The organism is Dinoroseobacter sp. S375, assembly GCF_049800775.1.
Lineage (GTDB): Bacteria > Pseudomonadota > Alphaproteobacteria > Rhodobacterales > Rhodobacteraceae > Dinoroseobacter.
The window spans coordinates 69015-95219 of the sequence record NZ_JBNAFR010000012.1 but is presented as its reverse complement, the minus strand read 5'-3'; the positions used below and the strand labels follow the sequence as shown (position 1 = coordinate 95219).

Sequence of the window (26205 nt, the reverse complement as noted above, 5' to 3'; positions counted from 1 at the left end):
TGCGGATGCGAAGTCAATATCGAGCCGTACCGATCGTCTAAACCTTGGCGTGATCGTTGCGACTTCGCTCATGCTGCGACCTGCACCCGACTGCGACTGAGGGCATCCTTCAAGAGCCGGCGCTCAGTCTTCATTGATCGGTCTTTGTGGCGAATGATTTGCCGCAGACCCGCTGTTTCGGACCAAACGAGAGACCCGTCCGAGTTTTCTTCAAGCCGTTCAAGGCGCTCAACAATATCATCCTCGTCCAGAAGAAATACGCGCCCCGGTGAGCCGGGGGCGTAGGCGGTATTCTCAAATGTCATTGTCGATTGACTTGGTGAAAAGCGCTCCCAAAATTCTTTGAAACAGTACAGGAATACCGCATCTGGCAGGGTAGGTTTCCGACCGCGGGACAGTCGTGAGCGCGTCTTGTCCATAGGCCTTATCAAACCAAGCTCTGCGAGAATGGAGTCGCCCGCTTCACTCGACCCGCGTCCGCCGATGTAACTTCTCAGCAGGCATTGAAGATCGCGGTCAACTGTCGTTGGTGCCACGCGGCTCCACCCACATTCCAGAGCAAGTTTGAGAAGCTGCTCTTCGATATCTTTTCGAACGAAGCTTCCGCCTCGGTATTCATTGAAGAGCCAATAGGCCGAGGTTAGTCTTGGGCGTGAGACCAAGTTCCAATGAAGCAGCCATAGAGACGCATCTTCCTCAAGGTACGGATCCGTTCCGGTTTTCCCAAATAGCAGGTCGCCAAGCCAAGTCGTTTCAAGGCCTTCTTCGGTCTCGTCGAGCACACCTGCGGCTGTCGCCCAATATCTTATTGCACCGACCATGTTTCGCCCGACGCCAAAGCGCGCGATAGAGTCCGGGTCTCGGAAAACATGCACTGCGGCTTTCGCGGACGGCGCGTCGTCTACAGCACGATACGCTTTTTGTAGCCACCCATATCGCAAGGGGAAAGTCTCATGACCTGAGAAGGTCGGGCGATAGCCATCGGATTTAAGATTTTGCATGCTTGCCTGACCTGCTGGGGATGTCATCCAGTACACAACTCAGTTATACACTTTCTGGATACTCCGTCCAGTATTGGAGCTGACATGCAGGTTGGTGAAACGATCTATCTAGACTACCAAGCGTCGACACCCGTTGACGACCGCGTCGTTGAGGCAATGTCACATGCAACAAGAACCTTGTTTGCCAACCCTCATTCGGCAGATCACGCCCTCGGGTGGCAAGCCGCAGTCGCGATCAAGGAAGCAGCCCAAAAAGTCGGAAATCTCTTTGGATTACAGGGTGATGACGTTGTCTTCACGTCGGGCGCAAGTGAAGCGAATGCTATGGTTTTTCGCTCGGCTCAGAACATTTCGAAACTCACGAACCGCAATGCCGTACTCGTCGGAGCTGGTGATCATTGGTCTGTGCTGAATGAGGCGGAAAACGCTGGTCTGGTCGTCCAACATATTGCCCTCGACAGAGGCGGAGCGCCCGATGCCAACCATCTCAAAAATGTCATTAACGAACAGACAGCACTCGTATCGATCATTGGTGTAAACAACGAAAATGGCGCTATCACTGATCTCCGTGCCATTGCCGAGTTCTGCTCAAGACATGGCGTTCTCTTGCACGTCGATCTTTCCCAAGCTCCGTTGGCTTTGGACATCGATCTGCTCGAACTTGATGTCGGGCTTGCGACGATCTCCGCGCATAAGCTCTACGGTCCAAAGGGGGTAGGGGCTTTGCTGACCTTGCCTGGGATGTCCAAAGTCTTGAGGCCTGTGATCGTAGGTGCAGGCCAACAGGCTGGCTTGCGAGGTGGAACACAGCCAACCGAGCTGATCGTTGGGTTTGGAGAGGCATGTCGAATACTTGGAGAAGGCGGAGCGGCCGAGCGAAGGATGGTTGCGAATTTGCGAGACAGTTTCGTAATGCAACTGCAAGAGAAGGGTATAGCAGAGCTGGTTGGAGTGTTGAATCACCGACATCCCGGCAATGCGTTAATGCGGTTCCCTGGGTTTGACGCATCTGATCTCTTGGCGCGATTCCAACCGCAGATTGCCGCCTCATCTCAATCTGCCTGTTCTTCCGGATCGATCGAAACGTCTCACGTTTTGCGCGCCATGGACTGGTCAGACTCAGATGCAGCGGAGTGTATCCGATTTAGTTTTGGACGGTTTTCAACAGAAGGTCAGGTGATTGATGCCGTCAGCATCATATCTAATACTATTGACAAAATGTATTGAGTAAGATCGGCGCTGAGCTCAGGTGCGTCAGCTTTGCTGAATGTTGCAACCAAGTAGAAATGTCACTCGGTTTGCAAAGCAGAAGTGTCACCACAGAGCGCGACGGGAGCAAGGCTTAGCAGCCCGGAGACCTCAAATATCGCAGGGCTGAAAAGCCTTGCGGAGCTTCAGCCGCAGCACGAGCCTCCTTCTTGAATGGGCGGGCAGGGGACGGTTCCGTAGGAGCAATAGACGCAGCAGTCGCCCGGCTTTGGCTTCAGCACGACCTTGCAACTTGTGCATTCGTAAAACCATTGGCAGGCATCTGTCGGCATCGTTTCTTCGACTGATGTCCCGCATTCCGGGCATGTGATCGTGGACTGTAGAGCTACTTCGTTCGCTTGCGTTGCCATAGTGCGTATCCTGATAGAATTAGAAAACCTGCAAGGATCGGCAGCAATACGTCGTCACGGTAGACGTAGCTAAGCGCTCCACTGATCCCAAGTGTTCCGAACAACCAAGGTAGGAAGGGTGTGAGACAGCAGACCGCAGCCAATCCAGCTCCGCCTAAGCTCACAGGTAACAACCAACCCTTCATCGCGATTGCCTCCACAATGCCCACATGGTGCGGGCCGCGTCTTCTTCCCAAAATGGTGAACTGGCAGCCAAGAGAAATGCGAGTGTTGTGAAGCCAAGAAGGATGACCGTGGACCGTCTCCGACGCGCGCAACCCCATCTCTGCCAAAGCCGGATCCACCCCCAGGCCAGGATCAAACCGACAACAACCAGAATCTCTACGCGATAAGCAACGAAGGGACCAAGCATCGTCAGCCACGTGCCACCGAGTCCAATAATCGACAGCCCAATGGGCAGAACACAGCAAGACGCGCTGAGTAAAGCGAGAAAACCTGCTCCGCCGATCAAAATGCGGTTTGGGCCATTCACTTCTTCTTCGAGGGTATCGGTGTTCGACATCATGAAAATCTGATACAACCTGTAGTCACTACAGGAGCAAGTGGAGAATGTTCACGTGATCGCGATTGGAGAAGCTTCACGTTTGAGCGGCGTATCGATTGAAACGATCCGCTACTATGAACGCGAGGGTATCGTCACAAAAGCACAGCGCACCGCGTCGGGCCGAAGACTGTACTCAAACGCTGAGATATCTGAGCTCCGCTTTATCAAACGGTGCCGTGATCTAGGCTTCTCTGTCCACGACGCGGTCGCGCTAAAAAACTTGGCAAAGGTGCCATCGGACGCATGTGAAGCGGTCGAACAACTTGGCCGAAAACACCTTGAGCATGTCCAAGCGAAGATCTTCGAGCTTCAGAAACTTGAAGGGGCTTTATCCGAGTTGGTCGAAAACTGCTCGGCCGGTACACGTGATTGCCCGATGCTGGACGCACTAATGACCTCGACCTCAGCCGAGGGACATTAGGTCTCTGCGGCCCGCTTTGCTGCGTAGTGAAGTTCAAGTTTAGATGGCCTTCCTGGCGGTCGCCGCCCAGTTTTTACATATCCATTCTTGCGGCTGACCGGTTTGACCTTGGGACTGGCTGGCTGCGGATCCTGCTCGGCCTTGATGTGGGCCAGCACCGCGCTGAGATGTTTGCTCTCTGTGATTGCGGCATGAGTGACACGCCGTTCCGGGTTGAGAATCGAATGGGGCAGGGCGATACCTTTGGTCCTGACTTGGATACGTCCGTCCGGCATCTCGTAGACATCCACGTACTTGCCGACGAGACCGCGGGTCAGGTCGTTCACTTCCAGCTTGATCCGCTTACGGTCATACTTCAGCGTCAAATCCTTGGTGACATAGCGTTTGTCGCGGAGGCAGAACACTTCGGCAAGGCGATCCGGCTCGATGTTCAAGGCGCGGTGCAGGTTGTCTGGCTTGGCGGGAGCCTTCGCAAACTTGCCGTTATAGCGTTCGATGAAGCCAGACAGAAAAGCATTGCCGTCCTCCATGTTTGAGATCCCCGCAATGCGAAGCTCCTTGACGAGGCGGTCTTGCAATGTGCGGTTTGCGCGTTCGACGCGACCTTTGGCTTGAGAAGAGTTTGCGCAGATGATCTCGATGTTCAACTCCGCCAGGGCACGCCCGAATTGGGTCATGCCCGTCATGTGTTCGTTGGGCTTTGGAACACGGAAGACGGTGTGCTTGTCGCTGTAGAAGGCGACAGGGCGACCGTGTTTGAGCAGATAGCTTTCCAGTGCTTCGAAGTAGCTGAAGGTGCTCTCTGAGGTCACAAACCGCAGTTCCATCAACGTGCTGGTCGCATCGTCAATGAAAACGAGCAGGGTGCAAGGATCGCCGCGATCCTCGAACCATCGGTGGTCTGAGCCGTCGATCTGGATCAACTCACCGTAGCATTCCCGGCGCGATCGTGGCTGGTGGAACGTGCGGCGCTGTTTGCGCGAAAGCCAAAGACCGTCTTCCTGCATCCACTTGCGAACTGTCTCGCGCGACACCTTAAAGCCGCGATGCTCGACCAGCATCTCAGTTGCAAGTGTTGGCCCGAAGTCTGAATACTGCTCTTTGATCACACTTAAGGCGTAGTCTCGTTTGGCAGGATGGATGCAATTGTTCGGACGTTTGCCGCGCGCCTTGTGCCGGATCGCTGATGCGCCATCGTGTCGATACCGCTTCAACAGCCGAAATACCTGGCGACGTGTCAGGTCCAACATGTTCGCTGCGTTGTCGACGGTTAGACGTCCATCATCAACCTGTGCCAACACTTCCACGCGGTTCAGCTCGCGCTCGCTCATAATCACCCATCCCATGTCCGATCTCTCTGCTCGTTATCATTGCGGGCGAGAGTGACATTCCTGATTTGCAGACGGGTGACATTTTAGCTTTGCGGCTACAGCTGACATGGCGCATAATCAATCTTATGTTAAGTAATATGCAATTTCCTGACCCGGGATATTGCAATCAACAGGAAGACGGAAACACTGAGCGATTTGGATGACTGTCTGTAGAAAAGCATCTTCTTTTAAAGCTAGACTGAAGACAACGCTTAAGCTTGGTCTACTCAATTGGAACGGCACTTCACCACCCGGATGCCAGGAATGGTATTTCTCAGAAACGTCCTGCTATTCAGTCTCGCAGGATTGCTGCCGGGCTTGATACTCTACATCGCGCTTTCGCCTGGTTTTACAGCCGCTTTGGCAGGCGGAGGTCCCGCTCTAGGGCGATTTTTGCGGCAGGTTTTGACGAACGGTTTGCCAGTAGTTGTCATCGTCAACTACGTTGGTTTCTTTCTCTTCGCGCTGTCTCACGAAAGTTCCAGAAGCGGTCACGATCCAGGGACCTACATCGTCGTCGACATCTTCTTCAGACTTGGTCTTTTCGTTGGCCTTCACGCGTTAATTTACGTTGCTTCAGCCGACTGGTACGGATCGTTTGGTGGAAGCCGTGCGACGGCTTTGCGGGTCGTCGCACCGACACTTGCGCGCTCTGCACTCTTCGACAACATCTCCGGGGTCTATCTCTATGCAACTTTGGTAAGCGCCATACCTTTGTACGCATCAGCGGTCCGGCGCTCGACACGCCTCGCGCCGGTGCTCCGCTTCTTTCCCGCACCTATCGGACCGACTGCCTTCGCGCTTCTGATATTTTTCGCCGGAGCAGGCTGCCTGACAGCTCTGGCAACCGTTTTCGTTCGTCTGCAGCTCTAGGTCGACATTGCAGACTGCCCGTGGGCCAATACTCGCACAATCGCCAGAACCCAAATCCCGACAAGCACGGCACTCCAAAAAGCATTCCAACTTGCCATTGACAGAGTAAGGAACTCCCAGGCGACCTCGTCGCACATGACCAGGTTGGAAGGACCCGACGATGCTGATGGGAGAAGATCTGCGCCGGTCATATTCGAGAAATCCAGTCCGGACCCGGTGCAAGATGTGGGCCCTTGCCACCAGTCGCGTTCGACACCCGTGTGGTACACCCCGATAGCAGCGGTCGTCGCTGCGGACGCGGCACCAACAGCTAGGAAAAGCAATGGAGCAAGTCCAATGGCCACGAACACGCCTGCCCCAATCGCCACGGCGTGTGGATACCTCTGCCAGATGCACATCGCGCACGGTGCATAACCAAGTGCCTGAAAGCTGAATGCACCGAGTAGGAGACCCGCCGATCCAAGGGCGGCGATACCGCCAATCTGCATAGGGGATAATGATCTCATGCTTAACCCTCTTAACCTGATACCAGTGTCGATATGCTCAGAGTTTGCGGTCGACAATGCTTTGACGACCGCAAACAACTGTTTAGTTCGGCATCATTGCGCCGATTGCGTACATGCCATCCTCGCCTTGCACGAGCATGAGCGTCACCTCGTCACCGGCGGCCACCTCGCCCATCATCTGTGCGTTGTCGAGCACCGTCAGATCCATCGTCATTGCCGGCCAACCGATTTCAGGGATGGGGTCATGGCTTACATTTGCGACTCCGTCACCCATCGAATTGATCACGGCTTTGGCATGGACAGCTCCCTCCATTTGTTCATCCGACATCGGCATGTTGGAGTGATCCATGTTGTGGTTCATCTGGGCGAAACCTGCCGTCACGGTGATGCTGAGCAGAGCAAGTGTTGCTGTCAGTGTTTTCATTGGTGTCTCCATTTGTTTGGGTTGATAGTTGAATTATTCAGCGGGCAGCGCATCGGTCGGTCGCAGAACAAGGGGACCGATCTCGCGGTTCACGCGGCGCAGTGCGAGCCGCTTCCAGATCACGAAGATCGAAGGAATGACGAACAGAGTCAGTAGCGTTGCGGTGACCATTCCGCCGATCATGGGGGCCGCAATCCGCTGCATGATTTCAGAGCCGGTCCCGGTGCCATACATGATCGGGATGAGGGCCGCGAAGATCGTGGCCACCGTCATGACTTTCGGTCTGACCCGCAAAACGGCACCTTCGAACACCGCGTCTTCGATATCGTCACGGGTCAGCTTGCGTGTTTCGGACTGGGCCAGTTTTCGCCGCTTTTCCCAAGCAAGGTTGAGGTAAAGCAGCATGACGATAGCCGTCTCGACAGCTACACCCGCAAGGGCAATGAAGCCAACCAGCACGGCAATCGAGATATCGAAACTGAGATACCACAGGAACCAGACGCCCCCCGCGAGTGCCACCGGAAGGGCAGCAAGGATGATGCCGACCTCGATTACCCGATTGAAGGCGAGAAACAGCATCAGCGTGATGATCAACAAGGTCGCGGGTGCCACGATGGCAAGCCTGTCCTGCATCCGCTCGATATACTCGTACTGACCGGACCAAGTCAGAGAGTAGCCGGGTGGCAAGTCTACAGTCTCAGCAACGACCTTCTGGGCTTCAGCCACGTATCCGCCCAAGTCTCGCCCGGCGATGTCGATGAAGACGAAACCTGTCCGCCTTGCATTCTCTGAACGGATCATGCCAGGCCCATCAACGATGCGGATATCCGCGAGGGCCGTTAGAGGTACATGTGCGCCGGAAGGTGTGACGACCGGCAGGTTTTCGAGCCGCTCGGGGCTGTCGCGCCACGCCTGCGGATAGCGCAGGTTGATAGGGAAACGCTCGAGACCTTCAACCGACTCTGAGACCTGCATCCCGCCGATCGCAGTCTGCACAACATCCTGCACATCCCGGACACTCATCATGTACCGCGCGGCAGCGTCCCGCTTCACGTCAATTTCGATGAATCGACCGCCGACTGGTCGTTCTGCATAGGCGGACGCCGTGCCTTCGATCTCCGCGACAGCGCGTTCAACCTCTATCCCGATCTGCGTAATCACATCGAGATCGGCCCCCGAGACCTTCACACCAACTGGTGTGCGGATCCCGGTTGCCAGCATATCGATGCGGTTTTTGATGGGCTGGATCCAAACATTTGTGACACCCGGCACCTGGACCGTCCGATCAAGCTCGTCGCGGATTTTCTCCATCGTCATGCCGGGACGCCATTCTTCTTCCGGCTTCAGCTGGATCGTTGTCTCGACCATCGTCAGGGGCGCGGGATCGGTTGCCGTCTCAGCCCGTCCCACCTTGCCGTGAACAGTTTCGACCTCCGGAATGGTTGCGATCAGTCGATTGGTCTGTTGGAGAACTTCGCGCGCTTTTCCTGTCGATATGCCCGGGTAGAAGCTGGGCATGTAAAGGAAGTCGCCCTCATTCAGCTCCGGCATGAACTCTGAACCAAGGCGCTGATAGGGATACCACATCGAGGCGACCAGCGCACCGGCCAGCAAAGTGGTGGCCCAAGGCCATGCGATCGCCGCATCAAGGAACGGGCGATAGATGAAGACAACCAGCCTGTTCAGCGGGTTCTTCCGTTCAGGCAGAATCCGCCCTCGAACGAAGTACCCCATCAAGACTGGCACGAGCGTGATCGACAAGATCGCCGCGGCGGCCATCGCGTAGGTTTTGGTATAGGCGAGTGGAGAGAATAGCCGCCCCTCCTGGTTTTCCAGCACGAAGACAGGGAGGAAGCTTACCGTGATGATCGCGAGGGAATAGAAGAGTGCCGGGCCGACCTCGGCCGCACATTCCTGCACGATCCGCCATCTGTTCTCTGCGGTCAGTTTTTCCTTTTCCAGTCTTCGGTGCATAGCCTCGATCATGACAATAGACGCATCCACCATTGCCCCGATCGCGATGGCTATGCCGCCAAGGGACATGATATTGGCGTTCACGCCCTGTGCTTTCATCAGGATGAACGCGGCGAAAATTCCCAATGGCAGCGACAGCAGGATCACCAGCGAGGATCGCAGGTGCAGCAGGAAGGCGGCACAGACCAGAACCACCACAATGAATTCCTGCGTTAGCTTCTTCTGCAGGTTTTCGATGGCCCGCTCGATGACGCCTGACCGGTCGTAGGTCGTTATGATCTCGACGCCGTCCGGCAGGTTGGGCCGCAACTCCTCAATGCGCTCTTCGACCGCTTTGATCGTTGCAAGAGCATTGCCACCCCAACGCAGAACCACGACGCCTCCGACGGCGTCCCCTTCCCCATCAAGTTCACCGACGCCGCGCCGCATCTCCGGTCCCAACCGAATGTCCGCGACGTCCCCAAGGGTGAGTGCCGCGCCGCGCTCGTTGACCATGAGAGGCGCGCTTGCGAGATCTGACAGCTCATCGATGTAGCCGGACGAGCGGATCATGAACTCCGCTTCGCCCATCTCGATGACGCTGCCGCCGGTTTCACGGTTGGCGGCTTGGATCGCGTTTCTGAGCTGGGCCAGCGTGATGTCATAGGCCCGGAGTTTGTTGGGATCGACAACAACCTGGTATTGTTTGACCATGCCGCCGATGGTGGCGACCTCGGACACACCATCCACGGCTTGCAATTCGTATTTCAGGAACCAGTCTTGGAGTGTTCTGAGTTGGGCCAGATCATGATTTCCAGTCCGGTCAATCAGCGCGTACTGATAAATCCATCCCACGCCCGTGGCATCGGGTCCAAGCTGCGGTGAGACCCCCTCCGGCAAGCTGCCTGAGATCTGTCCGAGATATTCCAACACACGAGATCTGGCCCAGTAAAGATCCGTGCCGTCTTCGAAAACAACATAGACAAAGCTGTCGCCGAAAAAGGAAAACCCACGGACGTCCTCGGCACCGGGCACTGCAAGCAAGGCCGTCGCGAGCGGGTATGTTATCTGGTTTTCTACGACCTGGGGCGCCTGTCCCGGATAGGGTGTGCGGACGATCACCTGTACATCGGACAAATCCGGAATAGCATCGACCGGTGTTTCGCGGATGGCCCAAATGCCTGCCGCACCCATCATGAAGGCTAAAGCAACAATGACGAACCTGTTGGCGAGCGAGATGCGTATTATCGCCGGGATCATTGCGTCACGCTCCCGTCAACGGTCACATCCAAGAGCGTCATCGAGAAGTCAGGGTTTCGTCGCAGAATAAGCGTCACGTCAGTTCCAATTGGCAGGCGTGAAACCTCGACGTCCTCCGACAATGGAAAATCCATGGTCATGCCTGGCATCCCGATTTCGACCATGGGGCCATGAGTGACGTTTGCTGTCCTCGTATCATTGTCGATGGAGTTGATCTGACCTGTGACCTGCATCGGTGGAGGGACAACTTCAGCCGCGGCCAGAACCATATTCATTCCATCCGGACGCGCGAAGGTCAGCGTCATTTCGGCGTCTGTCGGCAAGGATGCTAGATCAATTGAGGGATCAATCGGGAAGTCCATGGTCATCCCAGGCATCCCGATTTCTTTCATCGGCCCATGGCTGATCGTTGCTTTGAGCGCCGCGGCATCCACAGCGTTGATGGAGCCGGTCGTGACAATAGGGGCGGCGGCGGGGGTCACCGGTTCGGCCGCAGCCAAAACCATATTCATCCCGTCCGGGCGCGCGAATGTCAGCGTCATTTCCGCGCCGGTCATCAATGTAGTCGCATCCAAGGCTGGATCGATGGGAAACTCCATGGTCATCCCGGGCATGCCGATTTCAGCCATCGGACCATGAGTGATCGTCGCTCTCCCATTCTCGGCGTTCAGAGCATCAATGGTCCCAGAGACGACGATTGGTGGAGCCCCTTCCGCGGGCTCCTCTGCTGGCTCCATCACGGCGACGGACTCTGCGCCTTCGGCACGGACTGCTATGACAGAGAACATTCCGCCGTCGTCCGCTGCCAAATCAAACTCAATAGGTGCATCAAGCGGCACTGCGTCGAGATCGACACCAACCACCGGTAGATCCATGGTCATGGCGGGCCAGCCAAGCTCAGGGATTGGACCGTGCTCAAGGGTCAATTTGCCGTCTGGCGTGACGGCCAGAGCCATCCCGGTTCCCGTACCTGCAATGCCGTCATCAGGTGCAAGCTCCATCAAGCTGAGAAGCCCGTCGGCACCCCTTGCAGCAAGAAAGGCGACCTCGTCACCCGCATTCAGCCGGTCAAGCGAAACGCCAGCCCTTACAGGAAACTCGGACGTCATCGCCGGCCAGTCCAGGCTCTCGAGCATATCATGACGAACGCGCGCGACCCGGGTTTCGCGGTCGAGATCTACGAGAATGCCTTTGCCGCGGGCAGGCTCCGCATCCGTTGGTGCCATGCGCATAAAGCCGGCACTCAGAGCGCTTTCGCTGTCGATCAGGAATTGTGCGGAGGCCACCACCTCCTCGCCGGGCCCAATCCCCTGCAAAATCTCGGTACGTCCACCTTCGCCGAAACTGTCTCGCAATCCTGTAGTCACCAGTCTGGGTTTGAAGGTCCCCTCACCCGTTTTCAGAATGACCCGTTCCGCTGATCCAGTGCGGATCACTGCCTCTGACGGTACGGTCAATACAGTCCGTGTTTCTGTCGGTACTAGGCTTACGCTCCCGAACATGCCGGGACGAAGGACACCATCGGAATTGTCGAACCTTAGCCTTACAGGCAGGGTCCGGGTCTGAGGGTCCAGCTCGGGATAAATATAGTCGATCTCACCTTCGAAACTGCGTCCCGGAAGATGTTCGAACTGAGCGACCGCTCGCATATCGTCCGAGAGTCTGGCGATGTCACGTTCGAAGACGTCGACGATGAGCCAGACTTGAGACAGATCCGCGACTGAAAACGCGAGTGTCCCAGGTTGCAAATACATCCCGTCCGCCGCATTCAGGGCGATGACAACACCGTTCTGCGGGGCTTCGATTTCGATGTTGCGTACAAGTTCACCCCCAGCCTCGATTTCGGCAATCTGACGTGCTGACATGCCGTGGCTCATCAGCTTATTGCGAGCCGCATCAAGGATACGAGGGTCACCAGCCTCAACGGCGCGCACCAAATCGCCGGTTGCCGCAGCAATCAGTGGTGAGAACAATTCGAACAGTACTTGTTCTCCTTGCACTCGGTCACCGACGGCCCTCACCTTGAGTTTCTCGATCCACCCTTCGACGCGGGTGTGCACGTGGCTGGTCAAATGCTCATCATATCCGACGAACCCAACAGTCTCGATTCGAGGCTCGACCTCCGTCATGCGTGAGAGCGCTGTGCGCACCCCAATCGCGTTGATTTCAGCCGCGTCCAGCGTGACTTCCGAGGGATCCCCCGAAGGCTCTTCGCCCTCGTACACAGGGACCAGGTCCATCCCCATGGGTGATTTCCCCGGACCGGGTTGCCGGAAGTTCGGGTCCATCGGGGCAACCCAGTAGAGGATTTCAGGCCCGGTGGATCCGGCCTGTGCCACCGGGTTCAAGTAAAGACGTTCAAGGAATATTCCGCCGCCAACTCCGGCAGCGAGAGCAAGGACTGAAAGTGCCGCGTATCTTCCACGCATGAATATCGTCTCCTGACGGCTGCACCGGATGCAGCGATCGCATGATCAAAAAGCCCGCGTAGGCGGACAGCGAAATGTCAGGAGTGTTGGGGCGGTCGGTCGGGGACGAGCGGCTCTCGGGTTGAGTGTGCCGCAAAAAGCCTCATCTCAGCCGGTGGAGCTGCGGCGCTTTCGTCGCTCCGATCCGCAATGGTAACTTGGTAATCCATGACGCAGCACAGACAGGTAAGGCATCCGTCGCCATGTCCTGCGTGAACATCTTTTTTGTCGTCCGACATGTCATGAGAATGATGCGCGTGGATGTTACCGGGCGATCCGTTGACGATATGAAAACCATCCTCCGCGCTGCTGATCTCTTCTCCAAACGGCATCGCTTGGGTTCCGACGACTGTGATCGTCAGACACACAAGGGCAAGACATGCCGATCGCAGAAAAAAGAACGCGTTCAAAATCATAAGCGTGAGATAGCGCTCTCCAGAAGTTGCGGCAATCGGAGCGGGACAGAAAGATTGTATCAGTTTGTAAAGTTGACCTTTTCCAAGGCTGCACACTACGACTTTTAGGGGGACACGGTGAGATCAGACTTCAGATGGATTCCAAGAAACGGTCAACACTTTTGACGATCGGTGCGGTCATCGCAGGGTACGCGGCCCTGCGCACAGTTCCGTCGCTGCTTCCGGAAAAACTGGAGCTGCAGGCGCTCGATAGTCCAGCTGGATTTCGAAAGTATGTTGCGGGTGAGACGTCAGGCGGCTTCGATCCGTTTGTAGGCCTTGGCACGGCGGACAGCACCGAGGTGGCAGCGCAGAAAGCAGCAGCTTTGCAGCGTGTTTCCGAGAATATTTGTTCGGCCCTGTACGGTGGTCTGAGTCCTACGCCTACCCAGGTCCCGATGGCGTCGTTCTCGGATTACTATTGCCCCTTTTGCCGGGTGCAGACCAAACGGTTGGCCGACATGACGAGCGAGATGCCGGACAGAATTACAGTGGCCTGGCACGAGTTGCCGCTCCTCGGCGATACGTCGAATCTCGCGGCTAAAGCGGCTTTGGCAGCGAAACGGCAAAATGCCTATGTCGCCTTTCATGAACGGCTGATGAAATCCCCTTTCCAGGCAACGCCAGAATATCTCTCGCGCCTCGCCACTGATCTTGGCGTCGATAGCGAGAAATTGGTTGCCGACATGCAGAGTGCTGCGATCGCGCGCGAATTGGAGGACAGCGCGGCTCTTGCACGCGTGTTCGCCTTTGTCGGCACGCCGGCCCTCGTGATCGGCCGGACCGTCGTCCAAGGTCAGATCAGCGACAATATGGTTCGGGAAATCATCGCGCTGGAGCGCGAAGAGGGTTGGCGAGATGTCTGCACGGCTGCATAGGCTGGAAGGCTCGCCCCAAGATGTCTTGGCGTTTGTCGTCCATCGACTGTGGAGACAATATGGATAGGCGGTGTTTCTTCCTGCTTGGCTCGTCGTGGGTCGTGGCCCCGCAGTTCGTCGCGGCCGCGACCCGCACGATCTGGTCGGCTGCCGAGACTGCCGACGCATTGGCGCAGAACAGGGTTTCCCTGATCGATGTGCGATCGCGGCCTGAGTGGATAGAAACGGGCGTCGCAAAAGATGCATGGCCGATCAGCATGCATGAACCGGGATTCGAGCACCGCTTGTTCGCCGCACGCGATTTCTCAGGCGAGAAACCCATTGCTCTGATCTGCGCCACCGGAGGGCGCAGTGGCCACCTTTTGAGCGCCTTGAAGCAAGCTGGATACACGGGCTTCATCGATGTCTCAGAAGGGATGCTGGGATCACCGAAGGGGCCAGGCTGGATCGCACGCGGATTGCCCGTGACGGATATGGAGGCGGCGTTGGCAAGCCTGCCTGACACTTTGCGTTGATCGCATGCTCATCAAAATGACGGTCCGCGTCTTTCGCTTCGGAGTTTGGCCTCTGCTCCTCCTTCTTGGTTGCGTCGGCCTTTTCCTATCCGATGCCGCCAAGGCTGCCGAATCCGAGGGCTTTTCAAACCCCGCCGTAACCGCGCGTCTGATCTCGGCCGAAGACGGGATTGCGCCAGATGCCGCCTCGGTTTCACTTGGATTGGCTTTGGAGTACGGCGAGGGTTGGAAAGGATACTGGCGCACGCCCGGTGAGGTTGGCCTAGCGCCGGAGATCGACTGGACTGGTTCGACCAATCTGAAATCTGCGGAGCTGCTCTGGCCCGCGCCGGAACGTTTCGAGGCCTTCGGAATCGAGAACTTTGGCTATTCGGGTCAGGTTGTCTTGCCGATCCGCGCGAGACTTGAAGACGCCGGGCACCCTCTGAAACTGCGTGCCCGTGTGTCCTTGCTGACATGTTCGACTGTCTGTGTGCCCCATGACTTCGATCTTTCACTCGCCCTGCCTCAAGGTACCGGAATCGACACAAACTCGGCAGGCCAGATTGCCACCTATGCCGAACGTGTTCCCGCGGCACTCGAGAACAGCGACATCAGGATATCGGCCACGGCGCTCGATGCCCGCGCCTCTGCTCTTGTCGTTGTGGCAACGAGCGATACGCCGTTCGGTAAAGTCGACGTGTTCCCGGAATTCGGGCCCCTTGTGACCTTTGGCAAACCAGATATCCGATTGGATCGCGATAGGACGGAACTCTGGGCACAAATACCGATCAACGCCTGGACCGAAAAGCACACAGAGCCTTCGGTGACGATCACAGACACCGCACGTGCAATCACGGCGCCGATCACGCTTACCTCAAATCCCCCTGCCCCACCGTTTTCAAGCGCGAACCCTCGAACGAGTCTGCTGAAGGTCGTGGCGGTCGCCGCCATCGCCTTTCTCGGGGGTCTGATCCTGAATGTCATGCCCTGCGTGTTACCCGTTCTATCGATCAAGCTCACATCTGTTTTGAAGGCAACCGGTCAAACCCGGCAGATGACGCGCAACGGGTTCCTGTTTTCAGCTTTGGGGGTACTGACATTTGTCTGGGCGCTTGCGGTTACCTTACTATTTCTTCAATGGATCGGAGTGTCCGTCGGCTGGGGTATACAGTTCCAGAATCCGGTCTTCGTGACGCTGATGTTCATGGTCATCGCCGTCTTTGCCGCCAATCTCTTCGGTGCATTCGAGATAACCCTGCCCGCGGCCCTTCAAGACCGCCTGGGTGCCAGCGGTGCCCGATCCGGGTATGTCTCAGACTTTGGCACCGGACTGCTTGCGGCCATCCTCGCTACACCGTGTTCCGCCCCGTTCCTCGGCACCGCGATCACCTTTGCGCTCGCGGGCACACCAATGGACGTGATAGTGGTTTTCACGGCGCTCGGTCTTGGACTGGCCCTCCCCTACCTCGTCATTGCCGCACGTCCCGAGTTGGTCACACGACTGCCCCGGCCCGGGCGATGGATGCTTCTGGTCAGGATCCTTCTTGGCGGTCTGTTGCTGGCAACAGCCGCATGGCTCTTGTTCGTTCTTGTCGGCGTGGCAGGTGGACGGGCAGCTGCCTTTGTCTCGGTACTCACAGCGGTGTTCATCGTCGCTGCATCAATCCCACGCGCAAACCAGTGGGTACGGCGTGCGGTTCTTAGTGGTTGTGTTCTTCTGGCAGTTTTCGGGTCGGGTCTCATCTCGTCGCCTGTCCGCATGACTGTGTCGGTCGATGCAATGTCCCATTGGCAGGATTTCGATCCCCTCGGCATCGCTCGGCACGTCTCCGAAGGGCAGACCGTCTTCGTCGATGTGACTGCAGATTGGTGCCTGACCTGTAAAGCCAACAAGTCTCTCGTGCTCAACAGGGATCCAGTGCGTGCGCGGTTGCGCGGCGGTTCCGTGATTGCAATGCAAGCGGATTGGACCCGCCCGGATGACAGCATCGCGCGGTTTCTCGAGCGGTATGACCGCTACGGCATTCCGTTCAATATCGTCTTCGGGCCAGGGGCGCCTTCCGGCATTGCTCTCCCGGAGATACTGACGCCACAGCTGGTGCTCAATGCACTCGACACTGCTTCTGTGCGCAGTCTCGCGTCTGAATAACACCATTTCTTACGCTGGAATTCCTTTGGTTATCTCAAAATCACAAGTCCAACGCTGAAGGTTTTCTAAATCAGATGCGTTTTCAGGGGAGGTTCTTCAACTCACCAGAGAGATCCTTCAAGATCGGGCAATCCGGTCGGTGGTCTCCGTGACAGGCCTCGACGAGATGGGACAGGGTCTCGCGCATTTCCTGAAGCTGCGCGATCTTGTCGTCGATTGCGCCCAGGTGCTCTTCAGCGATGGTCTTCACCTGGGCGCTTTCCCGCGTTTCATCCTCGTAGAGGCTCAAGAGATTGCGGCAATCCTCAATCGAGAAACCGAGCGCGCGCGCGCGACCCAGGAATGCAAGCTTGTGCAGATCGGTCTCGCGGAACGCGCGGTATCCGTTGCCGCTGCGCTGCGGCCTGACCAGGCCGATATCCTCATAATAGCGGATGGTTTTGGGCGGGATGCCGGACCGCTCTGCAACTTCTCCAATGTTCATAGTGCGATCCTCCTATTCTGCCGGTTGGGTCAGTGCAGTGATCCGTGGTGCGGCGGTGTCTCTGTCTTCACGCAAGGCCGGTGCGATGCGGCGTAGACGCAGCGCGTTTGTCAGAACCGATACTGATGACAGGGCCATCGCACCCGCCGCAAAGACCGGGGAAAGAAGCAAACCAAAGGCCGGATAGAGAACGCCGGCGGCGACCGGGATGAGCGCGACATTGTAGCCAAAGGCCCAGACGAGGTTCTGGCGAATGTTTGACATGGTGCGCCTGGAAACCTCGACCGCATTCACCACGCCGCGCAGATCGCCTGACATCAAGACCACATCGGCGGATTCGATAGCGACATCGGTTCCGGTGCCGATGGCGATGCCGACATCCGCATGGGCCAGAGCCGGCGCATCATTGATGCCGTCGCCCACGAAAGCGATCTTTCGGTCTCCTGCACGCAGATCGTCGAGGGCTGCGACCTTGCCATCTGGCAGGACTCCCGCGATGACATGGTCGATTCCGGTCTCGCGAGCGATGGCCTCCGCGGTCTCGCGTTTGTCTCCGGTGATCATCGCAACCTTGAAACCGCGCGTGTGCAGAGCTGCGATGGCCTCCTGGCTGGCGGGTTTTACGGGATCCGCCACGGCGATCACTGCGGCCAGTTTGCCGTCGATAGCCGCATAAAGCGCTGTCCGGCCCCGCCCTGCCAGCTCGGCTTCCGTTTCGACCAAGGCGGCGATTTCAATCCCTTCGCGGGACATATAACGGTCCGCGCCTACCATCACCTCCTGACCTTCGACGGTCGCGGCGACACCGTAACCGGTGATCGAGCGGAAGCCCGTGGCATTCGGAGCGGCGATCCCTTCGGCCCGCGCGCCGCGGACAATGGCTTCGGCGATGGGATGCTCAGACTGGGCCTCAACAGCGGCGATCAGGCTCAGCACTTTGTCTCGGTCAAAACCGTCGGCGGTGACCAGATCGGTCAGCGACGGCTGGCCTTCGGTGACAGTCCCCGTCTTGTCGAGTGCGATGACATCGACTTCGGACAAGGCCTGGAGCGCATCCCCCTTGCGAAACAAGACTCCCATCTCTGCGGCGCGCCCGGTGCCCACCATGATCGACGTGGGTGTGGCCAAGCCCATGGCGCAGGGACAGGCGATGATCAGAACCGAGACGCCGGCGACCAACGCGAAGGTCAAAGCCGGGTCCGGCCCGACAAGCAACCAGATCACGACCGTGAGTGCCGCGAGCACCATGACGGCAGGCACGAACCACAGGGTCACGCGGTCCACTAGTCCCTGGATAGGCAGCTTGGCACCTTGAGCCTCTTCGACCATGCGGATGATCTGCGCGAGTGTGGTATCCGAACCGACCCGAGCGGCCTTGAATGTCAGGCTCCCGGTGCCGTTGACGGTCCCGCCTGTGACAGCGGCACCAGCGGTTTTCTGCACCGGCACGGGCTCTCCGGTAATCATGCTCTCATCGACATTACTCGACCCCTCGGTCACCTCGCCATCCACGGGGATCCGCTCACCCGGTCGGACAAGGATCACATCGCCGACGGCGAGTGCGTCGACATCGACCTCCGCCGTTTCACCGCCCCGAATGACGCGCGCGGTGCGGACCTGCAGGCCCAGCAAAGCCTGAATCGCTGCGCCGGTGCGGCCCTTGGCGCGTGCTTCGAGCCATCGGCCAATCAGAATAAGGACGACGATGACCGCAGCGGCCTCGAAATAGACCGCGCGCACACCCTCAGGCAAAAGTCCGGGAAGAAAGGTTGCGACCACCGAATATCCCCAGGCCGCGCCGGTACCGACGGCGACGAGGCTGTTCATGTCAGGCGCGCCTTTCAAAAGCGCGGGATACCCCTTTGCGTAGAAATGGCGTCCCGGTCCAAAGAGGACGAGTGTTGCGAGGACAAACTGGATGATCCAAGACGTTTGAAAACCAATCGTCGTCATCACCAAGTGATGAAATGCCGGAATAAGGTGGGAGCCCATTTCTAGGATGAAGACCGGGAGCGTTAGAATTGCCGCCAAAAGAACGCTGCGACGCAGTCCGTCGGCTTCTTCTGCCTTGCGTGCGACGCGAGACTGGCTCGCCTGCGCCTCTGCAATGTCGGCGGGATAACCAATCGCCGCCGATGCGGCCTTCAAGTCGCCCAAGGACACCGCGCCCTCGAGATACTCGACCGTCGCCGTTTCTGCCGCTAGGTTCACGCTGACGGAAAGCACTCCGGGCACGTCCGCCAGTGCCTTGTCCACCCGTCCGACGCAGGATGCGCAGGACATGGACGCAATGTTCAAGGTGACCTTGGATGTCCGCGCGGGATACCCCAAGGAGGCAAGCGTCTGCGTGGCGTCGGTAAGCCGAGACGGATCATCCAGCGAAAGGCGCGCCGTTTCGGATGCGAGGTTTACGGCAACATCAGAAACCCCGTCGAGCCCCGCCAGAGCCTTTTCAACACGCCCCACGCAGGATGCACAAGTCATGCCTTCGATGCTGAGCGTTGTTTGACTGATGTCGGTCATGGCTTGTTACCTCGATTGCGTACTCGAGGCAGATATAGGGCTTCCAGTCACTGGAAGCTCAAGGGGTTTATCGGAGATTTCTTTTTCAACCGGCACAGCATCAACCTACAGTCTCGCTAACCCCCTGTTTCCGATTGAAATGTATCGATTTGTAAGCTTGTCGCACGAGCGATTGGTGCGCTACCCCCGAGGTAGGAGTACGTTCGATGAATATGTCAGATCAAGAAAAGCAGCCGCAGAATTCAAAGATGATGCACGTCGGCATGTTGGTGTGCTGCGCGGTGATGCTGCTTCCGCTGCTTGTTTTCTTTGCCCGAGGCGGCTCGTTTTCTGGCTTGCAGGATAGTTTGGGCGTTTTGGCCCCAATCGCCCTTTGCCTCGGCGCACATGGCGTGATGTTCTTCTTCATGGGGAAGTCCTGTCATGGAGGCAGCAAGTCATCGGATAGCAACGCACCCGTGCCCTCAAAAGCCCCTGTTCCAACATCGACGGATGCTTGACCTTCCACCCACTGGAACCCTTAGTTCCTACGAGTGAGAAGAGGATACACCATGAAATTTCACGTCCCAGAAATGAGCTGTGGCCATTGCGTTGCTGCTATCGAAAAAGCGGTCAAAGCCGCAGACCCGTCAGCAACCATCCAGACGGATTTGGCTGCACACACGACAGAGATCGACTCGACAGTCTCCTCGGCTGCCCTGCTTAATGTTCTTGCGGAAGCCGGCTATCCTGCGACCTCTCTGGGAGAAGGTCCGGAGGATTGAAGAGCCGGATGAACACGATCTTGAAGGCATCGGGCCTGATCTTCTGGGCGTTTCTGTTGACCGGATGTTCCACGACACCCGTGGTCGATGCGGACGGTGCCTTCATCGAATTACCTGAACCACTCGTGGGTCTCGCTGCGCCATATCAAAACCTCAACAAGGTTCGGCTTGATCCGAATGACAATTGTTTTTGGTATCTTCACAACGGCCCAGTTGAAGCGACCTGGTTGCCGCTCAGAACGCCACAAGGCAATCCAATCTGCCAAGCGGTGAACTAGGTCAAGACGCTTTGAGCAACATCAAGATGCTCCATTAGCCCCCGATCGCATCTTCAGGCGGATACAGGTGAGCGGTTTTGCCCGTTTCCACGTTGGGATAGAGATCGTTGATATGTGCCATGATCATGCGCACGCAACCCGAACTCGCCCGACCTCCGATCGAACGCGGCTCAGGCGATCCATGAATACGCAGATAAGTGTCCCGGTTGCCCACATAGAGATAAAGCGCACGGGATCCCAATGGGTTGGTTGGCCCCGCGTCCATCCCCTCCGCATGCTGTGCATAAAGATCCGGGTCGCGTTCGATCATGTCGTCCGTTGGACGCCAAGTGGGCCACTTGGCTTTTCGCCGGATCGTGTAGACACCCGGCTCGTACAATGTCCCGCGTGCGATGGCCACGCCATAACGCATCGCCGTGCTTCCGTTCGGCTCGATATGGTACAAGTAGCGCGCAACGGCATCGACATGAATGTCACCCGGCACGAGGCCCGCGTTTGCCTCCACCCGAACAGGAAGGAACCGCGGATGAATCCCCCACGGATTGGAAGTCGAGGGGTCATAACTCGGAGGCGTGACTTGCGCATCCCAGACATCCCACATTGCGCGCGGCGACGTGGGCGCTGCCGATATCGGCGTGGCGAGCGGTGCCGAAAAGAGCATTGCAGACCCTGCCACAAAATGCCGACGCGTCAGTTTGACCATATAAGTACCTCGTCCACTCGTTTTGACTGTGTCCGTTCGCCAAATTTCGGGAAACTATTGACCTGCGGCGCGCGCTTCCTGCGCAAGACGGATCATCTGATCGGCCTCGATGACCCCCGGAACCAGTGCGTCTCCGATCACAAAGGATGGTGTGCCATTGAAGCCGAGCGCGCGGCTCATCTCCATTGACGCCGCGATATGGGCATCGATCTCAGGCGCCTGCATGTCCCGTCGCAGCTGCGCGACATCCAAACCAATTTCCTGCGCAACCTGGATGACGGACGCTTCCTCGGCTCGGCCCTGCATGCCCATCAGTGCCCAGTGAAACTCTTCGTATTTGCCCTGCTCTCGCGCGGCCAATGCGGCGCGCGCGGCAAAAACGGAGCCGTCTCCGAGGATCGGCCACTCACGATAGACCAGCTTGACGTTGGGGTCTTCGTCCAACAGCGCTTCGATATGCGGCTTCACCCGGCGACAATAGGGACAGTTGTAGTCGAAGAACTCCACAACTGTGACGTCGCCCTCGGGATTTCCGAGAACCGGTGCGTTTGGGTCGCTCTCGAGAAGATCGCGATTTTCGGAGAGGACGCTCGCTGCTGCGGCCGCCTGCCGCTCCTGTTCACGCCGTTCAATGATCTGAACCGCCTCGAGGACAATCTCTGGGTTTTCCCGGATGGCCTCCAGAACCAATTCCTTAACCCGGTCTTCGCTGAGCGCGTCGGCATGAGACGTCAGTGGTGCAAGCAGAAGGGCGACCAGTGGCATTGCCATTGCGATCTTCATGAGAGTTCTCCTAGTTCACCGGCACACCATGGGTGCGCGCGTACTGCATATCCTGTATTTCCTCGGGCCAGGTCGACTTGATGTACCCGAGGACATTCCAGATTTCCTGGTCGGAAAGTTGGTCGCCGAAACCGGGCATGCCGCTGTCGAACTCCATGCCCTGAGCGGCCATCACCTCTCGACCTCCAAGCTTTGTGTAGTCGAACAGAACCTGGTCGCTGTGATGCCAGGTGTGACCCGTTTCATCATGCGGTGGTGCGGGTAGCCGGCCGTCCTCGCCCGGACTCCGCCAGTTCTCCTGACCTTCCAGATTGACCCCATGGCACGCGGCACATGTCTCAGCATAGAGCGCCTTGCCGGCGACAAGATCGACGCTCTCCGGCATCACGCCGCTTTGGACATCATCGGCAGACCCGGTCCAGACATAGGCCGCCGCTCCAAGTGCTGCCAGGACACCAATGCCGAGGATGGCCGCCAGACCCTTCATGCCACATTGACCCATGTCATCATACCGGATGCCGCGTGCGACAGCATATGGCAATGCAGCAGCCATTTGCCGGGGTTATCTGCCACAAAGGCGATGTCGCGCATTTCGCCCCGGTCGAGCAGCGTTGTGTCGCGCAGCGCGCCGAGGCTGCCATCGGGTGCGATCTCGTGAAAATGCATGCCATGAAGATGCATGGCATGCGGAAACGATGTGTCATTGGTGATCTTCAGCCGAACGGTTTCGCCACGCGACAACTCCGCCAGTGCTGGAACATCCATGCCACCCACCGCGCCATTGAAGGCCCAGAAGTTTCCTGTCTCCATCATGTCGCGCATCGAAGACATCCGACCACCCATCATGGCACCGCGCATGCCGCCCATGGCCCCCCCTTCCATCAGCAATGCGATGTCCCTTGCCGATCCCAAATCGGGCATGGCATGGGCATTCGGCGGCAGGGGTTGAGGCGTTCCGCGCCGCGCGCTTGTACCGTCGCCTGTCACCTCGAAGGCCACTTGAGAAAAGCTTTCATCACGGCTCAATTGCACGATATGGCCCGCGCTACCTACCTCTGCGGTCACGTCGACGATCAGGTCCACCCGTTGTGCCGACGAGAGCAGGAATGGGCCTTCCACAGGTTGCGGTGTGGCCAGCGGCATCCCGTCCATGGCCACAATCCAGCCTTCGAGCCCCTCCAGCGCGAGTTGGAAAATCCGGGCGTTCGATGCATTGATCAGCCGCAGGCGCAGTCGCTCATGCCGTTTCACATGCTTCGCGAGATTGTAGACGCCGTTCGTTGTTATGTAGTTTCCAAGGCGCCCGGCATGGCTAAGGTCATGCATCGCACCAAAAGTATCCGCGATCTGGGCAGTCTCTGGATCGATGCGCCAATCGTCGAGGATCAGGACCTCTTCATGGTCGATATCGATCGGCTCCGGCTCTTCGACGATCAGCGCACCCTGAAGACCACGTGCGACCTGCTCGAACGAGCGGTTGTGCGCGTGATACCAATAAGTGCCCGCGTCGGGGACAACGAAATCATAGTCAAAGCTGTCCCCGGGGCGAATGGCGTCCTGCGTCAGACCCGCCACCCCATCCATCGCATTGTCGATGCGGATCCCGTGCCAATGGGTCGATGTCGGATCGGGTAACTCATTGACAATACGTCTCTGTACCCGCGCGCCTTGCGTAACCCGGATTTCAGGGCCCGGCGCGATACCATCGAACCCCCAGATCTGTGTTTTTCCGTAGTCATCAGGCAAAAGCTGTATATCTGCGATCCGGGCTGTCACCGCGCGCATGTCTGTCTGCGCGAGCAGTGAATTCGGCATGCACACCAAACCGGCAGCACTCATGCGAAGGAAGTCGCGTTTTGAAAGTTTCATGATGGCACCGTTAGGATTGAGGTGAAAACAGCCGTGGCAAGCAAGATGACACCGATACAAACCCATTCGAGAGAAATCGATCTTGCAAGGTGCGGCCCAGCTTTGGGATCACCGCTCTGCAAAGCGGGCACAAGCCGTGTTTTGTTGATGGCGGCAAGGGCCAGAAGCAGCGTCACGACGGCAATCTTTGCCAGAAGTGTCAAACCATAGCCAGTGCCGAGGAGCGCGGAAAACGATCCCACCAGTCGCCACGTCATCACCACGCCAGCAAGCAGCAGCAGCGGGACCGCAACAGATGCGACCTGGCCAAAGCGATGTCCAAGCACGGCAGCAACTCGCAATGTGTCCGCAGACCCCGAAAGCTTTTGGAGCGGAAGAAGGACGCCGATCCAGAAGGCGGCAACGATCAGATGACCGAACAAGACGGTCTGAAACCACAGACGATCTTCGCTGGCGACATGACCGATCTCGCAAAAACTCCAGATTGCCAAGAAACTGCCCAAGAGCGCCACCCAGAGCCACCGCCCCCCGATTACCACGCCGGTCAGGAGAGCCCCCAAGCCCAGAAGCCGCAACAGCAAAGCGTCTCCGGGCGGGGTTTCCCAGAGCAACGCAAGGATCGTCAGATCCGTCATGCCCGAAGCCTCATCCATGAGCACTGCGCCCCGCACGGCAAAACCGAGCAATGACATCGCAGCCGCCAGAAGAGCAAAGAAGACGGCCCAGGCACGCAAGAAACGGTCGAGCCCAGCCAACTGCTCGTGAAAGACTTGGCGACTCAGTATCAGCCCGGCACTCGTGAGGATGCCGAGATAGAGCAAAAACTTTGTGGCAATCGCAGCCTGACCCCAGATATCCGGCACCACTCACTTCACTTCAAATGAGAAGACACCGTTCATGGGGTGTCCATCAACACCAAGTCCGCGCCATTCGATTTGATACATGCCCGACCCCATTGGCGTCAGAGGAAGTGTGAACTCTTTGACAAAGCCGGATTGATTGCCGAGGTCGAGAGCCTCGGTGTGCGCCTCTGCATGGGTCATTTCGACTTTCGTCAGTCGCATCCCATCGTTGAAGCGCAATCCAATCGTCTCGGGTACGGCGTCAAGAATGGCCCCGTTTGCAGGCGTCATGCTTTCCTTTTCCGAGTGGGCGAGTGCTTGCGCGCTGGTCAGCGCCAAAAAAATTGTCAGTACGACTCTGTACATCACGGATCGTCCTTCGTCGGTTATTCGGGTTAGTTTATACCATTTGCACGTTGCAACTCACGCACATAGGCCACGATCATCTTCACATCACCATCCGTGACACCTTCGACCGGCGGCATGTTTCCAAAGCGCCAATGATGCGCACGAACACCATTCTTGGCCGCCAGAAGGAAGGCGGCATCCCCATGGTGGCTGGGTTCGTAGATCTTGTGCACCAGAGGAGGCGCCACACCGTCCTGCCCGGCGGCATTTGTGCCGTGGCAGGCCGCACATTTCGCCTCGTAGGCCAATTTGCCGATCTCCGCATTCGCGGACAGCGTTTGCGGTAGAATGACGTCGACCATGGGACTGTAGGTGCGAGACGCGTCATCCTCGCTCGTTGCCACGTCATTATCGGTTGGTCCTGTCCACCAGAAGCCAATGGCAAGAACCACCGCAAGGGCGATGGAAATGATCACGTAACGCCCCATCAGATCAACTTGACCTGCGTTCCGACCGGTGTCCGATTGTAAACCTCAATGATATGTTCGTTGTAGAGGCCGATGCAGCCGCTGGAGGAACGACGACCAATTTTGCGCGTATCGTGTGTTCCGTGAATGCGATAGTATTGCCATGTCAGGTGCAGCGACCGCACCCCGAGCGGATTGTCCGGACCCGGCGGCATGTAGGCTGGCAAGGATGGATCGCGTTCGCGCATAGATGGCGTGGGCGTCCAATCCGGCTCGGGATCTTTGAAGACGATCTCAGTATAGCCTCGCCGCGTCAGCTCATCCGTCATTGGAACAGATGTCGGATAGAGAAACATTTCACCATCAGCGGTCCACTGCTGAAGCGCCCGGGAATTGGTATCCGCAATAATGATGCCTTTGCCCAGACGATCGAAGTGGTCTTGCCAATCGTGGGTTCTGAAGCTTGAAGCGTTACGCCGTACCGGTGCGCGTGTTTCGGCGCGCAGCACCGAAGGCGCGAACAGGAGCGTCGCACCGATGCCGCCGATCAGCTGACGACGTGACCGAAAGGGTCGATTTCTTGCCTGCATGGCTCTGCCTCGTCTCCATGTCGAACGCCTTGTTTTCTATCGAAGATCAGCAAGCGGCGAAACGCAGGGAGAGCCA

Annotated in this window: 28 protein-coding genes; 9 read left to right on the top strand and 19 right to left on the bottom strand. The window is 57.6% G+C overall.

What is annotated here, in order from left to right; genetic code table 11:
- Positions 1-68: 68 nt before the first annotated feature.
- Positions 69-1001: a DUF4007 family protein gene (locus ACP150_RS19980; protein ID WP_424968388.1), complete on the bottom strand. Its 933-nt coding sequence runs from the start codon at positions 999-1001 to the stop codon at positions 69-71.
- 84 nt (positions 1002-1085) lie between these two features.
- Between ACP150_RS19980 and ACP150_RS19975 the strand changes: the two genes are divergently transcribed.
- Positions 1086-2228: a cysteine desulfurase family protein gene (locus tag ACP150_RS19975; protein ID WP_424968387.1), complete on the top strand. Its 1143-nt coding sequence runs from the start codon at positions 1086-1088 to the stop codon at positions 2226-2228.
- Between the two features lie 167 nt (positions 2229-2395).
- Here ACP150_RS19975 and ACP150_RS19970 read toward each other — a convergent pair whose 3' ends face one another.
- Genes ACP150_RS19970 through ACP150_RS19960 form a run of 3 tightly spaced genes read right to left on the bottom strand, consistent with a single transcriptional unit; the run spans position 2396 to position 3185 of the window.
- On the bottom strand, positions 2396-2620 hold the full coding sequence (locus tag ACP150_RS19970; RefSeq protein ID WP_424968386.1) for a GDCCVxC domain-containing (seleno)protein: 225 nt from the start codon (positions 2618-2620) through the stop codon (positions 2396-2398).
- Positions 2596-2805 carry a mercury resistance system transport protein MerF gene (gene merF / locus ACP150_RS19965; RefSeq protein WP_424968385.1) on the bottom strand — a complete coding sequence of 70 codons (210 nt, stop codon included), beginning with the start codon at positions 2803-2805 and terminating at the stop codon, positions 2596-2598. Before merF ends, ACP150_RS19970 begins: the two co-directional genes overlap by 25 nt.
- Positions 2802-3185, bottom strand: a complete 384-nt coding sequence (locus tag ACP150_RS19960) for a hypothetical protein (RefSeq protein ID WP_424968384.1) — start codon at positions 3183-3185, stop codon at positions 2802-2804. Before ACP150_RS19960 ends, merF begins: the two co-directional genes overlap by 4 nt.
- A gap of 52 nt (positions 3186-3237) precedes the next feature.
- On the opposite strand from ACP150_RS19960, the gene ACP150_RS19955 reads away from it, so the two are divergent.
- Positions 3238-3645 (top strand): MerR family transcriptional regulator, encoded by a 408-nt coding sequence (locus ACP150_RS19955; protein WP_424968383.1) that lies wholly within the window; start codon positions 3238-3240, stop codon positions 3643-3645.
- Here ACP150_RS19955 and ACP150_RS19950 read toward each other — a convergent pair.
- Positions 3642-4991: an ISNCY family transposase gene (locus ACP150_RS19950; protein ID WP_424968382.1), complete on the bottom strand. Its 1350-nt coding sequence runs from the start codon at positions 4989-4991 to the stop codon at positions 3642-3644. The genes ACP150_RS19955 and ACP150_RS19950 overlap by 4 nt on opposite strands.
- Before the next feature lie 288 nt (positions 4992-5279).
- Between ACP150_RS19950 and ACP150_RS19945 the strand changes: the two genes are divergently transcribed.
- Positions 5280-5888, top strand: a complete 609-nt coding sequence (locus ACP150_RS19945; protein WP_424968381.1) for a hypothetical protein — start codon at positions 5280-5282, stop codon at positions 5886-5888.
- On the opposite strand, the gene ACP150_RS19940 is transcribed toward ACP150_RS19945, so the two are convergent.
- The 4 genes from ACP150_RS19940 to ACP150_RS19925 all read right to left on the bottom strand — a co-directional run bounded on the left by ACP150_RS19940 (position 5885) and on the right by ACP150_RS19925 (position 12460).
- Positions 5885-6376, bottom strand: coding sequence for a disulfide bond formation protein B (locus tag ACP150_RS19940; RefSeq protein ID WP_424968464.1), 492 nt, complete (start codon positions 6374-6376; stop codon positions 5885-5887). The two genes, ACP150_RS19945 and ACP150_RS19940, sit on opposite strands and share 4 nt — an antisense overlap.
- 100 nt (positions 6377-6476) lie before the next feature.
- The gene (locus ACP150_RS19935) at positions 6477-6818 is read right to left on the bottom strand and encodes a copper-binding protein (RefSeq protein WP_424968380.1); all 342 of its coding nucleotides are present in this window, start codon (positions 6816-6818) and stop codon (positions 6477-6479) included.
- Between the two features lie 33 nt (positions 6819-6851).
- On the bottom strand, positions 6852-10031 hold the full coding sequence (locus tag ACP150_RS19930) for an efflux RND transporter permease subunit (protein WP_424968379.1): 3180 nt from the start codon (positions 10029-10031) through the stop codon (positions 6852-6854).
- On the bottom strand, positions 10028-12460 hold the full coding sequence (locus ACP150_RS19925) for an efflux RND transporter periplasmic adaptor subunit (protein ID WP_424968378.1): 2433 nt from the start codon (positions 12458-12460) through the stop codon (positions 10028-10030). Before ACP150_RS19925 ends, ACP150_RS19930 begins: the two co-directional genes overlap by 4 nt.
- A gap of 589 nt (positions 12461-13049) precedes the next feature.
- Here ACP150_RS19925 and ACP150_RS19920 point away from each other — a divergent pair.
- From ACP150_RS19920 to ACP150_RS19910, 3 genes are read left to right on the top strand one after another with little or no spacing between them, the layout of a single operon-like run.
- Positions 13050-13832: a DsbA family protein gene (locus ACP150_RS19920; protein WP_424968377.1), complete on the top strand. Its 783-nt coding sequence runs from the start codon at positions 13050-13052 to the stop codon at positions 13830-13832.
- Positions 13833-13852: 20 nt separating this feature from the next.
- A complete protein-coding gene (locus ACP150_RS19915; RefSeq protein ID WP_424968376.1) occupies positions 13853-14347 on the top strand; it encodes a rhodanese-like domain-containing protein in 495 nt (164 codons plus the stop codon).
- Positions 14348-14351: 4 nt separating this feature from the next.
- Positions 14352-16478 carry a protein-disulfide reductase DsbD family protein gene (locus ACP150_RS19910; protein WP_424968463.1) on the top strand — a complete coding sequence of 709 codons (2127 nt, stop codon included), beginning with the start codon at positions 14352-14354 and terminating at the stop codon, positions 16476-16478.
- 82 nt (positions 16479-16560) lie between these two features.
- On the opposite strand, the gene cueR is transcribed toward ACP150_RS19910, so the two are convergent.
- Positions 16561-16962, bottom strand: a complete 402-nt coding sequence (gene cueR / locus ACP150_RS19905) for a Cu(I)-responsive transcriptional regulator (protein WP_424968462.1) — start codon at positions 16960-16962, stop codon at positions 16561-16563.
- A 12-nt stretch (positions 16963-16974) separates the two neighbouring features.
- A complete protein-coding gene (locus tag ACP150_RS19900) occupies positions 16975-19485 on the bottom strand; it encodes a heavy metal translocating P-type ATPase (protein WP_424968461.1) in 2511 nt (836 codons plus the stop codon).
- A gap of 206 nt (positions 19486-19691) precedes the next feature.
- On the opposite strand from ACP150_RS19900, the gene ACP150_RS19895 reads away from it, so the two are divergent.
- Genes ACP150_RS19895 through ACP150_RS19885 form a run of 3 tightly spaced genes read left to right on the top strand, consistent with a single transcriptional unit; the run spans position 19692 to position 20527 of the window.
- On the top strand, positions 19692-19985 hold the full coding sequence (locus ACP150_RS19895; RefSeq protein ID WP_424968460.1) for a DUF2933 domain-containing protein: 294 nt from the start codon (positions 19692-19694) through the stop codon (positions 19983-19985).
- A gap of 51 nt (positions 19986-20036) precedes the next feature.
- A complete protein-coding gene (locus ACP150_RS19890; protein WP_424968459.1) occupies positions 20037-20249 on the top strand; it encodes a heavy-metal-associated domain-containing protein in 213 nt (70 codons plus the stop codon).
- 8 nt (positions 20250-20257) lie between these two features.
- Positions 20258-20527 carry a hypothetical protein gene (locus tag ACP150_RS19885; protein ID WP_424968458.1) on the top strand — a complete coding sequence of 90 codons (270 nt, stop codon included), beginning with the start codon at positions 20258-20260 and terminating at the stop codon, positions 20525-20527.
- A 34-nt stretch (positions 20528-20561) separates the two neighbouring features.
- Here the strand turns inward: ACP150_RS19885 and ACP150_RS19880 are convergent, their stop codons facing one another.
- The 8 genes from ACP150_RS19880 to ACP150_RS19845 all read right to left on the bottom strand — a co-directional run bounded on the left by ACP150_RS19880 (position 20562) and on the right by ACP150_RS19845 (position 26129).
- Positions 20562-21230: a L,D-transpeptidase gene (locus ACP150_RS19880; protein ID WP_424968457.1), complete on the bottom strand. Its 669-nt coding sequence runs from the start codon at positions 21228-21230 to the stop codon at positions 20562-20564.
- A gap of 54 nt (positions 21231-21284) precedes the next feature.
- A complete protein-coding gene (locus ACP150_RS19875) occupies positions 21285-22013 on the bottom strand; it encodes a DsbA family protein (protein ID WP_424968456.1) in 729 nt (242 codons plus the stop codon).
- A gap of 10 nt (positions 22014-22023) precedes the next feature.
- Positions 22024-22500, bottom strand: a complete 477-nt coding sequence (locus ACP150_RS19870; protein WP_424968455.1) for a c-type cytochrome — start codon at positions 22498-22500, stop codon at positions 22024-22026.
- Positions 22497-23882, bottom strand: a complete 1386-nt coding sequence (locus ACP150_RS19865; RefSeq protein ID WP_424968454.1) for a multicopper oxidase family protein — start codon at positions 23880-23882, stop codon at positions 22497-22499. The genes ACP150_RS19870 and ACP150_RS19865 overlap by 4 nt, the downstream gene beginning before the upstream one ends.
- Positions 23879-24745 carry a copper resistance D family protein gene (locus ACP150_RS19860; protein ID WP_424968453.1) on the bottom strand — a complete coding sequence of 289 codons (867 nt, stop codon included), beginning with the start codon at positions 24743-24745 and terminating at the stop codon, positions 23879-23881. Before ACP150_RS19860 ends, ACP150_RS19865 begins: the two co-directional genes overlap by 4 nt.
- Positions 24746-24748: 3 nt before the next feature.
- Positions 24749-25090: a copper resistance CopC family protein gene (locus tag ACP150_RS19855; RefSeq protein WP_424968451.1), complete on the bottom strand. Its 342-nt coding sequence runs from the start codon at positions 25088-25090 to the stop codon at positions 24749-24751.
- A gap of 29 nt (positions 25091-25119) precedes the next feature.
- Entirely contained in the window at positions 25120-25434 is a 315-nt protein-coding gene (locus tag ACP150_RS19850; RefSeq protein ID WP_424968465.1) for a c-type cytochrome, read from the bottom strand.
- A gap of 125 nt (positions 25435-25559) precedes the next feature.
- A complete protein-coding gene (locus tag ACP150_RS19845; RefSeq protein ID WP_424968450.1) occupies positions 25560-26129 on the bottom strand; it encodes a L,D-transpeptidase in 570 nt (189 codons plus the stop codon).
- Positions 26130-26205: the final 76 nt, after the last annotated feature.